The organism is Emticicia sp. (assembly GCF_043780375.1).
GTDB lineage: Bacteria > Bacteroidota > Bacteroidia > Cytophagales > Spirosomataceae > Emticicia.
Window position 1 is genome coordinate 1 of record NZ_JAYWCU010000185.1, and the last position, 14,209, is coordinate 14,209.

Below are 14,209 nucleotides of genomic sequence, written 5' to 3' on the forward strand. Positions count from 1 at the left end.
ATTGCGAGAAATCTTTCAATTTTACCGTGAAAGTATGCTCCATTTCAAGTTTCAAAAAGTTGCTTTTAAAGCAATAAAAGCCTCATTGAGCAATATTACTAAAGCATAATTCATCTTATAAAAGTACCAACTCATAAAAATTTAAAAGCTTGAAAATATGTACATTAATAACTTTTTCACCCATCTCAGAGGCTTTTTGAGAGGTTTTCCTTCAAAAGAACCTCCCTAAAAATAAGCTCATAAACCATCGTGAATAATGTAAATCAATGCGAAGGACGCTCATTCGTATAGTGATTTAAGTTATTCTCAAAACGGAAAAAGCATAGACTTTTTACCGAATAGATTCGTATTGCCCAAAATGTGGACTTATCCACATTTTTTTGAAAATTCTTCAGTTTCCAAAGTACAAACTATGAACTTTTTGAACTATGAACTTTGATAGGAAACTTAGAACTTAATTTTATAAATTAGTTTTTTTCTTTAACGGAAACTGTAAAAAAGCAAAAAAAATGTGGATAACTCTTTCAAAACAAAATTTCAAAAAATGAATACCTATCCAAATAACCATTCAAAGCCTTTTACTCCAAAAAAGAAGTCCGTAAACTTCCTTCATGCGGAGTTGGATTTGATTAATTCGAGCTACAAAATGCTCATGTATCGAGAAGGCTTTTCTCATCCAAACACGTATTACAGCAAGAAAAAACACTTTGCCGAGCCACAAGACAAAGAATATTTGATGCTTTCAATGATCGAAAGATTCGTGGGACGTAGCAACTGTTTTTTTCGGAAAGCTGACCAATCAAATGGAAAAACGTACAGCCCTGCCACCTTGATTGAATTTTGGCGAATCTTCCAAGATGATACCAAAGAACGATTGGTTCTGAGAATGTTTCACCCTACCAAAAATATTTTGTCTTACGAATTATTTGATTACCTGCTTGATAATTTTCAGGTTAAAATGAAACTTAACTCGTACTACGAATTGATGAGAGTGGGGAAAACAGAAGCGATTGGAGCATCCAAACCCAGGAGTTTAGAACAAGATGAATTAATTGATTTTAGTTGGAAGAAAATGACCCAGCAAAATTTTGCCAAACACCTGGCTCATTTATATGCCAAATATCCTACTCGTGGCAGAATTGATATTTACAGAGACGCCTATCAAAAAAATCACTTTTACGAAGTAACTCCACAAATCGAAGATGCAAGTCAGGCAACTATATCGGCAGAACTATCCCATAAAAATATGTTGAAGATTTGGGCGAAGTGTTTAGAGTTTATTTGTCAAAATGTGGAAGAAAATGCCTTTCGGACATGGTTTTTACCAATCATTCCCATAGAACTGGAAAATAAGAAATTAGTTTTACAATTGCCCAGTTCCTTTTTTTATGATTGGATAGAAGAAAACTACGTCGATTTACTACGAAAAACACTCGACCAAACCATCGGACACGATGCAGTTTTAGAATATATTTTGTAAATATATTTTCACTTTAATATAATTACTACTTTGTTTTAGAAATTATTTATTTATATATTTGTTTTCAATAACAATAATATAATTATACATTTATGAATATATTAATACAATTTTTCAACTCCAGTTAAAGCCAATTCAGTTGCGAATTCGTCATTTAGTGCTTTCCTAATTAATCTTAATTCCAAACAAATGAAAAATAAATTTTATCTTTTATTGCTATTTCTCATGGCAATAGTGGTATTGCCCACTTCGGCTCAAATCACCTTCAAACTAAAAAGTGTGGTAGGGCAACAAAATCCAAGTTCCAACGGACTGTTTAGTTATGGTACACTAAATAATGGCACTTTTCAATTATTTCCTCACTATGGAGAAGATGGAACTGGAGACATTAATGGTATTTCTCAAAAAGGCTGGACTTTTGTTTTAGGGCAAGAAAATTATCCCTTTTTAGCCTTTGAACAACTCAATGCGGGTGAAGTAACTCCTCAGCCATTTCCACCCTTTGGGATATTTATGCACCCATCAAATGACGCTCCTTCGGTTGTAAAGTTGTCTATTCCGAACAATGCCACCATTATTTCGATTACAAATAACGTTCAAAGGCCAAGTTTTGGTTGTGGAGAGAATATCGGTTATTCAATTATTACGGATAATTCAACAATCTTACCACGAACAATTATTTCAACTTCCAATTCACCCAATACTTATACGGTAGGAACAACATTTATTAATGCGGGAAATAATATCTATTTTGTTGTGGATAAGGGGGATGATGGTAACTATTCGTGCGATGATACAGCAATTGATGTTGAAATAACTTTGGTCTATGAGAAGATAGTTACGCCAATTTTATCAGGAACATTCAACTGTAATGCTACCAATGCAACTTTTGATATAGCTTTTCAACAATCAGGTACATTGGAGTTATACAAATTAGGGAATCCAAATCCAATAAGTACAACCAATATTTCACAAGTTGGCAATACTTTTAATGGTCAAGGAACATTTTCAGGTTTAGATTTATCGACAGGTGGTGATTTCTATGTCATTGCAAAAAACACTGGACAAACACAATCAGACCAAAGTGCTATTATTAGTGTTACACCCTGTTGTAGCAATGCCGTTGCACCAAGTATTTCAGTTAATAATTTGTCATTATGCCAGGGAAATATAGGAATACTCACCGCCACTGGTTGTACGAATGGCACGGTAACTTGGAGCAATGGGTTTGTTGGTACAAGTACAACCGTTAATGTCGCTGGAACATATACCGCTACTTGTAAAGTTTTAGCAACGTCGCCTTGTTCTGATGCAACAAGTACGGCATCGGGTGTTGTTACTATCAACTCATTACCAACACTCAGCGTCGGTGCAACAACTTGCAATGCTGACTTACTGACTTATTCCGTACTTTTTGCAAGTAATGGTGTAGTTATAAGCTCCGCTGGCACAGTTTCGGGAAATACGATAATCAATATACCAACAGGATTAGATGTTACATTAACAGCCACTAGTAATACAGGTTGTGCTGTAACTAAAACCGTAAGTTCTCCAAATTGTACCTGTCCAAAAGTAAATGCACCTATTAGTGGTGGTAATCAAACAATTTGTCAAGGGCAAACAATTCCTGCATTAACAGTAAATGTGGGTGCAAACGAAACAGGAGATTGGTATAATGCGAGTGGAACATTAGTGGCAAGCAGTACATTAAGTTATACACCAACCGTAGCTCAGTATCCACTGGGGCAGTATCCACTGGGGGAAACATTTTATGTTCAAGCCAAAAACACAACTACTAATTGTGTTAGTGCAACTCGTACTGCAATTTCTCTAACAATTAATGCTTTGCCAACCCTAAACATTGGAATAAGGGCTTGTTCACCTAATTTATTAACATACTCGGTTTCATTTACAAGCGATGGGGTAGTAACAAGCAGTGTTGGGACAGTATCAGCAGCGGCTGCCGCAGCAGGTATTGTATCAGGAATACCAACAGGCACAAATGTTATACTGACCGCTACGAGTAGTACAGGTTGCGTTGTAACTCAAACGATAAGTTCTCCAAATTGTAGTTGTCCAACAGTAAATGTACCTGTTAGTGGTGGCAACCAAACAATATGCCAAGGGCAAACAATTCCATCTTTGACGGCAAATGTTGAAACTGGTGAAACGGTAGAATGGTACGATGCACCAAGTGGCGGTAATTTATTGACAACTGGTTCAAGTTATACGCCAAGTATTGCAACTGGTGGCATTTTTTATGCACAAGCCAAAAACAAAACTACTAATTGCGTTAGTACGACTCGTAGTGCAATTTCTCTAACAATTAATGCTTTGCCAACTCTAAATGTTGGAACAACCGCTTGTTCGGCTAATTTATTAACTTACTCAGTATCTTATACAAGTGATGGGGTAGTAACAAGCAGTGCTGGAACAGTATCAGCAGCGGCTGCCGCAGCAGGTATTGTATTAGGAATACCAACAGGCTCAAATATTACACTGACTGCCACAGGTAGTACAGGTTGCGTTATAACTCAAATGGTAAGTTCTCCAAATTGTAGTTGTCCAACAGTAAATGCACCTGTTAGTGGTGGTAATCAAACAATATGTCAAGGTCAAACAATCCCATCTTTGACGGCAAGTGTTGAAACTGATGAAATTGTAGAATGGTACGATGCACCAAGTGGCGGTAATTTATTGACAACTGGTTCAAGTTATACGCCAAGTATTGCAACTGGTGGCATTTTTTATGCACAAGCTAAAAACGTAACTACTAATTGTGTTAGTGCGGCTCGTACTGCAATTTCTCTAACAATTAACGTTTTACCAACCCTAAACATTGGAACAAGGGCTTGTTCGGCTAATTTATTAACTTACTCAGCATCTTATACAAGTGATGGGGTAGTAACAAGCAGTGCTGGTATGGTATCAGCAGCGGCTGCCGCAGCAGGGATTGTATCAGGAATACCGACAGGCACAAATGTTATACTAACCGCTACAAGTAATGCTGGTTGTGTGGTAACTCAAACGATAAGTTCGCCAACCTGTACTTGTCCGTTAGTAAATGCACCTGTTAGTGGTGGTAATCAAATAATATGTCTGGGTCAAACAATTCCATTCTTGACAGTAAATGTTGGAAATGGTGAAGTAGTAGAGTGGTACGATGCTCTAAGTGGCGGTAATTTATTGGCAACTGGTTCAAATTATACACCAAGTGTTGCAAACGGGGGCATTTTTTATGCACAAGCCAAAAACATCACTACTAATTGCGTTAGTGCAACTCGTACAGCCGTGGCATTAACAGTTAATACATTACCTACAATTGCAGAAGGTACAAAAACTTGTTCACCCGACTTATTGACTTATAGTGTTTCGTTTACAAGCGATGCAACAACTATCACGAGTACCGCAGGGATTGTTTCGGGGACAACAGTACAGGATATTCCAAAAGGAATGAATGTAGAAATTACAGCAATTTCTTCAACTGGATGCCAAAATAAAATAAATGTAACAGCCCCTTCTTGTGTTTGTCCAACTGTTATAAGTCCAATTTCGGGTGGTGATAAAACAATTTGTCAAAAAGAAGCGATTCCAACTTTATCTGTTACAGTAGGAACTGGCGAGGTTATAGATTGGTATGATGCTCCAACTGGTGGTACATTATTATTAGCTAATTCGACTACCTACATACCATCAATGGGGCAGTCTCCACTGGGGGCTATATTTTATGCAGAAACAAAAAACACCACCAATAATTGTGTAAGTAATACGAGAACTGCGGTCAAATTAACCATTAACCCAATCGGTGCTACTCCTACAATTATCGCTTCAAAAAATCCTATAACATTAGGTGAGACAGCAGTATTGAGTGTATCTAATTGTAATGGAATCATTACATGGAATACTGGTGAAAGTACGAAAAGTATTTCTGTAACACCACCAACAACAACCGAATATTCGGCTACTTGTACAGCAAATGGTGGCTGTATTGGTGGAAATGGCAAAATAACAGTCAATGTATCAGTTCCTAAAATTGAAGTAAAGGCTTCCCCTAATATAGTGTGCATCGGTGGTTCAACAACTTTGAGCATGATTGGCTGCCCAACAAACGATATTTATTGGACATCGCCCGAATATGGGCGTAGAAATGAAATCGCTCCTCTTTACAATGGAATTGTTCAAGCAGGTTCATTTACTGGGCATTGCATAACAAGTGCTGGCGAAAGTACAACCACTATTGGTATTGAGATTCGACAACCACAAGATTTTAAAATTGTAGCTTCCAAGAATCCCATTTATTTAGGAGAAAGCACCATTTTATCTGTTGATGGTTGTGATGGCATTGTCAGTTGGCAAAATGGGCAAGCAACTGGTAATCCCCTTACAGTATGGCCGACCAACCAATATACTGATTACGTCGCCGAATGTTTAAGCCCAAATGCTTGTGGGGGTAAAGGTAAAATTACCATCGAAGTAAAACCGCCAATCATTACTGCCATAGGTAAAGACGTTTGTTGGGGTTCAACTGCTTCACTTTCACAAACAGGTTGTAGCACTGCATTTTATTGGGTGGTTTGGAAAAAAGATGATTTTTCTGATGCCCAAGCAATTGATAATCCAAATGCCTATCCAATTACAGAACCAACTCGTTTTAGAGTAGCTTGTTCCACCACAGCAGGAGAAGGGGCAGGAGATATTCTCATTCGTCCAATTCCATTGCCTAACAAACCCAAAATTACCCCCAATAAGGAAAGTTATTTTACAGGTGAAACGGTTGAATTGAATGTGTTGAATTGCAATGGTCATTTAGTTTGGTCAAATGGCGAAGAAGGAAGTATCCAAATTCGTGTTAAACCTGTCAGAACAAGCACTTATACCGCAACTTGCAAAGGTGGCTATGACTGTATTTCCCAAAGTTCAATTGAGGTAATTGTTAAAACGCCCACCCCAAAAGTCAAAGATTTGACAATTTGTTATGGCGATACATTGGTATTGAATAGTGGGTGTCCAAAAAATGCAGGTTTATGGACAGATAACTGGCGACCGTCGCTACGGTTAGATATTCCTAATAGAACAATAAGAAAAGAAAGCGAAAAAATCAGAATGTTTACCTCGAATACTTATGGTGTAAGTTGTGAAGGAGAAGCAGGTTTGAGCGATATGGTTGCTTTTACGGTAACGGTAAAACCTAAAATTGATGCCCCAACTATTCAATCAGAAAAATCAGTTATCATCAAAGGTGATTCATTGGAATTGCTTGCCAATGGCTGCATTGAAACGGAGTGGACGGATAATAAAAGTCTTCTTTTTGGTGAAAAAACCAACAAAATAGTTGTAAAACCTATTTTCACGACCATTTTTTCTGCTCGATGCTTGGTTGATGGCTGTTATAGCAATTATGGTAGTTTTAAAGTCTTAGTTCGTCCGAAAAAGCCACAAATTGTGGCAACGCTTGATACACTTTGTGTCGGTAGTTTTACTACAATTATTGCCCAAAACTGCGAAGATGATGGTATTTTGAAATGGCTACATAACAACAATAATGCTGATTCCTTTAGTGTTTCTCCTCAAATGGATACGACTTACAAGGCTGTTTGTATTGGACTTGATAGTTTAGTTTCTGATACTACGGCAGTTAAAATCAAAGTTTATCCAATTCCAAAAGCTCCAACTATTACTGTATCAAGTTTAATTATCATCGAGGATGAAAGAACGATTTTGACGGCGAGCAACTGTGAAGGAATCATTACTTGGAATACTGGTAAAATTGGAAGTTCTCTAACTGTTAGTCCAACGAAAAACACTACCTATTCAGCTACTTGTACAATTTGGCGATGTGTTTCAGAAAAGGCAGAAATTACCATCAAAGTTCGACCAAAACAATTAGAAATCACTGACGGAAATGAAACCAATTATTTCTTGAATGACACACTTTGTTTACAAAAGCAACTCACGCTTTCGGTAGTAACGAGTTGCAATGGTACAATCATTTGGAGCAATGGTCAAAGAGGTAGAAGTATCACTATTGTAGGTACAAAAAATGAAGTTTATGAGGTCTTCTGTCAAAATGCCGACAATGAAAAATCGGATATTTCAACCGCAACAGTTCTTGTTAAGGACTATAATATTACTGATGCTTACATTTATCCAAATCCCACTTCAGGTAAACTATTTATTCAGTCAAAAGGCTGTATTGATGGCATAATGCTAAGATTATACACGCTTCGAGGCGAATTGATTTATGAAGGCGGCGGACATGAGAGATATTTAGATAGCTTAGTTTTAGACCTTTTCAATCTACCAAGTGAAGAATATGTACTGCACATTATTGGTACAGATGGCACAAAACCTGTAACACTCAGAAAACGAGTGGTAAAGACAAATAAAGAATAATTTTCTTAAAAAATCTTCTAATTTCTCTTGCCTTTCACCTGTTTCAGTTTGAAAGGCAAGGGAACAAAACATAAAAAATCATGAAAAATATATTTCGTTTTTGTGTAGGTTTATCTTTGATAATCAACCTCCAAAGTATAGGTCAAGTCTATACTCCAGTTAATTCACATCGAGTTTTAGTGGGTGCTTTTCCTTTTCAAAACTTCACTTACGATGCCCGAAGTGCGGCATTGGGTGAAGCTGGGATAGCCATTTCTCCAGATGCCAATAGTGGTTTGATGAATCCTGCAAAATTGGCGTTTTTAAATGTGTCAAAAGACAGTTCAAAAAAGGAAAACCCCTTTGGAATTTCTCTACATTATACGCCTTATTACAGAAATCTCATTCAAGGAATGAATTTGTATGCTTTGAATACTTTTAAGTTCAAAAATAACCATGCCTATGGACTGATAGCAAAATATTTTGATGCTGGCAATGTAGAAATTCGTAACCAAAAAGGCATTTTTCAAAGGAATTTTGCTTCAAAAGAGTTTTCAATTGCCGGTTTTTATGCCAAGCAATTGAAACATAATAATAGCTTTTCTGTTGGTTTGAAATATATTTATTCGGACTTGTCGGCTACGATAAAACCAGTAAATGTTTTTGCAGGTGATTTGTGTTTTTATCATGATGGTAGAGAAAAAAAGAGAAATGCTACCCGTTGGTTAAATTATGGAGCATCATTGACAAATATCGGTGGCAGAGTATCGTATGACGATTATAAAAAAAGAACGTTTCAGCCAACATTATTGAAACTCGGTGCTGCACAAAATTTTATACTTGGAAAAAAGCAAAATATCTTGATGCTCACTATTGATGCCAATAAATTATTAGTGCCAACACCTTCTATTAGAAATGCCAAAAATGAAGTTATTGCAGGGAAAAATGAAGAAAATATTACAGGTATTGGTACAATTTTCCAATCATGGGCTACTGCACCTGATGGTTTGCGTGAAACTATGAGAGAATTTACTTTTTCAATGGGTTCAGAATTTCAATTTCGAGCGGGCGGCGTTCCGCATTTCTATGCTCGTGCAGGCTATTATACCCAAAACAAACGAAAGGGAGATATACATTATTTCACGCTTGGTTTGGGAGCGAAATTCAAAGATTTTGGCTTGGATTTATCATACTTAATTTCTAACAATCGTAATGAAATTCTATCAAATACCTTTCGAGCTTCTTTGAATTACTGCCCTTTCAAATAATTCAATTTAGATGCTTTCTATAATCTAAAGCGGTTCTCCGCCCAATAGCCCTGCTAATGTGGGGCTATTTTTACTCAAAAAATATAAATAATACTAACAATGGAACTTACAGGAACTATAATAAAAATTAAAGAAATAGAAAATTTCCCCTCAAAAACAGAAGATGCCAAAGACTTTCAAAAAAGAGAATTTTGGTTGCAAATTTCTGTGGGTGGCATTCCGCATGAAAAATACTCTCAAACAGTAGCTTTAGAGCTTCATGGTGATAAAGTAACATTGCTTGATTCTTTTAAAGAAGGGCAAGAAGTAATCACTGCAATTAACTTAAAAGGGAAAGTAATAGAAGATAGATGATACCTTGCAAGTGTTGCGAATTCAAGAAGTGAAAAAGACATAAAATTAAAATAAAGCCATTTATACAATTTGTTAGTCACGAAGTAGTGGATAAACGGCTTGTATCTTTTCAATTACCTATCAAACATTTAAAAACAAAACTCTGTTCATTAGAATAGAGGCAGACAAAGGTCGGAATTTATATTTCGACCTTTTTTTAATAATTACCCTCCAACATAGTTAAAATATTAACTGGTACCATATCCCGAGGTTTTGCATCAGTGTCTATACCTACATAAGCAATTGAAAATGTGTGAAATATACAACTCTTCCCTATAATTATGTAACGATTTCAGAAATTAATGTACTGACCTTTGATTAGTTGAAATTTATTCACTAATCAAGGTTCAATCCGTAAATATGAAAAAAGTATTTTTTTCAATACTAATAATGGTTTCTTTTGATGTGTTTTCTCAAACTCATCAAATGCCAATGCCTGAAACTAAAGAGAAGGCAAGCAAACTGAATTCCTCAAAATCTAAGAATAATACTTCTGAGTATAATATCATGAAAGGAAATACCCTTCCCCTTTCAAGACCTATCGCCGAAAAATTAGTTAAACCTACGGGCAAAACAGTTGAGTATGATTTGAATATTGACTATAAAGAAGTTAATTATACTGGTAAAAAAGCAACTGCCATCGCTATAAATAACGGAATTGCAGGGCCGACTTTGTACTTTATCGAAGGCGATTCTGCCATTATCAGGATTCATAATAAACTCAAAACCGAAACTTCCATTCACTGGCATGGCATATTAGTTCCCAACCGAAAAGACGGTGTTTCCTATCTCAATACGCCTCCTATTTTAGCTGGAGAAACCTATACTTTCCGTTTTCCTATTCTGCAATCGGGTACTTATTGGTACCATGCTCACAATATTCAAGAGCAAATCGGCTTGCATGGTTCTATTATAATTCAACGCCAAAAGCCAACAATTAAGGTTGATAAAGAAGTCGTTTTATTGATTTCAGATTGGGCAGATGAAGGTGCTGGAAGCATCATAAAAAACCTAAAACGAAGGAATGAATGGTATTCAATTCGTAAAAATAATATTCAAAGTTTGGATAGAATTATCAAAAACAATGCTTTGGGAGCTTATTTGAAGCAATCATTTCAACGAATGCCACCGATGGATATTTCAGACATTGCTTACGATAAATTTTTTATTAATGGTCTTACTACCAGCAGTTTAGAAGAAATAAAGCCAAACGAAAAAATCAGAGTTCGGGTTATTAATGCAGGAACATCATCATATTTTAACCTCAATTTTGCAGGTGGTGATATGGAAATAGTTTCAAATGATGGACAAGATATTCAACCCATCAAAGTAAAGCATCAACTCATGGGCATGGGAGAAACCTTTGATTTTATACTGACAATTCCCAACGATATGGCTTATGAAATTAGAGCAACCGCCCAAGACGGTTCGGGCTTTGCTTCGTTTTTTTTGGGAAAAGGAATGAAAATGGAAGCACCCACAATTCCCAAACCCAATTTATACGAAATGACTCGCACCATGTCATCAATGAATATGAATGCCATGAAAATGAAAGGAAACAATGTTAAATCTTTTCCATCTTACACACAAAAAGAAATTCCGAAACCCAATGCCAACAAAGGACTTGAAATAAAGGGAATGGATATGAAAAATAAGAATACCAAAGAACATGACATGAAAAATATGGACAAGAAAGGTGCTGAAAATATGGAAGAAATGGATATGGATTTGGGTGAATACAATACAAGCAATTATTATAACTTGAAATCTATTGAGCCAATCATTTTTCCTGAAAATCGCCCACTGCGTGAAATAAGACTTGAATTATCGGGCGATATGCGAAGATATATTTGGGGATTTGATGGAAAACCAATGTCCCGTGAAGAAAAAATCAACATCAAAAGAGGCGAAATTGTACGCTTTAATATGGTGAATACAACCATGATGTTTCACCCCATTCACCTACACGGTCATTATTTTAGGGTATTGAATGGGCAAGGTGAATATTCTCCTCTAAAACATACCGTAAGCCTTGCCCCTATGGAAAGTATTACTATTGAGTTCTTGGCAGATGATGAAAAAGATTGGATTTTTCATTGCCATTTATTGTATCACATGGCTCTGGGAATGGCAAGGGTGATACATTATGAAGGCGATATGCCCGATGCAGATATTGCTCCGATGCACTCACAATTTATGGCATCTATGAACGACAATGCCTATTTCACTTGGGGGAATATTGATATTGGCGTTACTAATAGTTACTTGAAAATGAACCGTTCAAACAATAGAAATGCCTTCATTTTAAGTGCTGATGCCAATTGGAAAGGAGATTATGAAATTGATTTGGACTATGAACGATATTTGACACAATATTTTAGGGTTTTTGGTGGCGTGGATGCTGGAAACGAGCTTTTTCTTAGGAAATCATCGGGCGAAGTAGGTTCAAATATTGACTCTAAAATCATCAGACCAGTTATCGGATTAAGGTTTTTATTGCCTTTTTTAATTGATTCCGAAGTGAAAGTTGATTCAAAAGGGAATGTGCGGTTTCAATTATCGGGACAACAAAGACTTACCCGAAGGTTAGGTTTTGAGTTTGAAGGACAATGGCTAATCGAAGGTTATACTCGCTTGCACGTAGGTTTGGACTACGTTTTGACTAAAAATACCTCACTTTTTGCCAATTATGATACCCGTTACAAAACAGCAGGTGGTGGGCTAAGTTTCAAATTTTAGTATTCTTTTTTAATTAATAATAATTTAAACAATTTAAACAAAAACAAACAATGAAAGACAACAAAATGTGTATTGATGCTTGCGTAGCCTGCATGATTGAGTGCGAAAAATGTACGACTATGTGCATTTCAATGGGTGGTATGGTAGAATGTCTGAAAACCTGCCGTGATTGTGCGGATATTTGTGCTTTATGTGCCAGATTATGTGCCAGAGATTCACAATTCTGTGATGATATTTGTGCCTTGTGTGTAAAATGTTGTGAGGCTTGTGTGGCAGAATGTGCCAAACATGGCGACCACTGCAAGGCTTGTGCCGAGGCTTGTAAAAAATGTGCTGAGGCTTGTAAAATGTAATAGTATAATTCTCTTTGCAGAACTTTTAAAAATGAGGTTTTGCAAAGAGAATTATAGGAACGTTTAGAACTAATCTGTGAAATATGTAAGTCTTTTCAAGAATTATGTAACACTTTGATTATCAATAACTTAGAACTATGATTAATGTTAAAATTTCTGATACTAAATATTTATTAATATGATTTTAATCATAGAATTATTAGTTGAAATATAGAAATTTTGTTTTATAAAACAATTTAAATACTAAAAAAATGAAAATTACTCTTCTACAAATCGCCCTTTTAGCTCTACTCACATCTTGCCAATCAGCAAAAACTTCAAATCAACTTTTGGCAGATGAAACGAGTCGCAAAGAAATTATTTCTTTAATCAGCAACGACGCCAACATGCACAAACAAATGATGGCAGAAATGATGAAAGGAGAAAATGGTATGGAAATGATGATGGAAAACCATAAGTCCATGATGAAAATGATGAAAGATAAGCCCGAAATGATGAAAGGAATGATGGACGACATGATGGAAACTTGCAAAACCGACTCAACGATGATGAAAACCATGTGCAAAACCATGATGGACGACCCAAAAATGATGGACATGATGGGAAAAATGAAAGGGGAAAGTATGAGTGGAATGGATCATAAGAAAATGAAAGGAATGAATCATAAGTAACACTCCAAACAAACAAGAAAATGACAGATACCTTAACAATAGAAAAAGAGGAGCAAACCCAAACAACAACATCGGGCGGCAAATATACTTGCCCAATGCACTCCCAAATCGTAAGAGATGCCCCAGGTTCCTGTCCGATTTGTGGAATGAATTTAGTGCAGATGCAGCAGTGATAAGTAAAATAATTTGAATTACATACAGCGAGAATAGCTCTTTTCGACTGAGGCAAAAAATAGATTTTTTGCCTTGGTTTATAATATTGGGGTGCTAACTTATTAGGTTCTGTTTCGGTGATGATAAATGATTTAAGTTAAAAAATTAAAAATTTAAACAAACGTGGCGACGTACTGCAAATAAAATGAAAAAATCAATCGTCGTTTTTGCCCTCTTTTTTATCGCTTCGTTAAGCGTATTTGCTCAAAAATCAACACCTTATGTTGATTACAAAGGACATATTCATTATGAAAAAAAACTAATTGGTTCACTATCATCAAAAGGGGGTTTCGACCAATCGGGCAAACCCGTAACCAAAGTAGATGGTAGTGGAAATATAGTAGATATGAATGGAAAAAAACTTGGAAAAGCTCCTAAAAGCAACACTTTTGTCTATTATTTCAACGAAAAACCAGAAAATTATACCATTGGAAAGCAATCGCATAACGGTATGTGTGAGGTAAAAAACGCCAAAGGGCAAACGGTAATGCTACTCCATCAAAACTATAAAGCTCAAGCGGCTTGTGCTGTTCATTGTTTGTATGAAAATAAGTGTATGCCTATTAATATGGAGCATAAACAATAATTGAAGCCCAGCAATATAGCGTAAAAGTATGATTGGAGTGTTTTAAATAAGCTCGGGCGGCATAATAGAATTCCTAAAATCTGCCGTGCCTTTCCAGATATTTGTGACTTATGTGGCAGAGGTTCAAAGCTGTG

General features: G+C 36.1%; 8 protein-coding genes and 1 pseudogene. All 9 read left to right on the plus strand.

The features are described 5' to 3' along the window. Positions 1–544: 544 nt before the first annotated feature. On the plus strand, positions 545–1,480 hold the full coding sequence (locus ACH2CJ_RS14985) for a DnaA N-terminal domain-containing protein (protein WP_394993758.1): 936 nt from the start codon (positions 545–547) through the stop codon (positions 1,478–1,480). A 189-nt stretch (positions 1,481–1,669) separates the two neighbouring features. Beyond that, complete coding sequence (locus tag ACH2CJ_RS14990) at positions 1,670–7,873, plus strand: hypothetical protein (protein WP_394993759.1); 6,204 nt, start codon at positions 1,670–1,672, stop codon at positions 7,871–7,873. 80 nt (positions 7,874–7,953) lie between these two features. Continuing rightward, on the plus strand, positions 7,954–9,120 hold the full coding sequence (gene porV, locus ACH2CJ_RS14995; protein WP_394993760.1) for a type IX secretion system outer membrane channel protein PorV: 1,167 nt from the start codon (positions 7,954–7,956) through the stop codon (positions 9,118–9,120). A 99-nt stretch (positions 9,121–9,219) separates the two neighbouring features. Beyond that, the gene (locus tag ACH2CJ_RS15000) at positions 9,220–9,474 is read left to right on the plus strand and encodes a DUF3127 domain-containing protein (protein WP_394993761.1); all 255 of its coding nucleotides are present in this window, start codon (positions 9,220–9,222) and stop codon (positions 9,472–9,474) included. 399 nt (positions 9,475–9,873) lie between these two features. Then, positions 9,874–12,252 (plus strand): multicopper oxidase domain-containing protein, encoded by a 2,379-nt coding sequence (locus ACH2CJ_RS15005; RefSeq protein ID WP_394993762.1) that lies wholly within the window; start codon positions 9,874–9,876, stop codon positions 12,250–12,252. A gap of 50 nt (positions 12,253–12,302) precedes the next feature. Beyond that, entirely contained in the window at positions 12,303–12,605 is a 303-nt protein-coding gene (locus tag ACH2CJ_RS15010; RefSeq protein ID WP_394993763.1) for a four-helix bundle copper-binding protein, read from the plus strand. A gap of 251 nt (positions 12,606–12,856) precedes the next feature. After that, on the plus strand, positions 12,857–13,276 hold the full coding sequence (locus ACH2CJ_RS15015) for a hypothetical protein (protein WP_394993764.1): 420 nt from the start codon (positions 12,857–12,859) through the stop codon (positions 13,274–13,276). 80 nt (positions 13,277–13,356) lie between these two features. Next, positions 13,357–13,437 (plus strand): annotated as a pseudogene (locus ACH2CJ_RS15020) (heavy metal-binding domain-containing protein); the annotation flags it as partial. 197 nt (positions 13,438–13,634) lie between these two features. Then, entirely contained in the window at positions 13,635–14,075 is a 441-nt protein-coding gene (locus ACH2CJ_RS15025) for a hypothetical protein (RefSeq protein WP_394993765.1), read from the plus strand. The last annotated feature ends 134 nt before the right edge of the window (positions 14,076–14,209 follow it).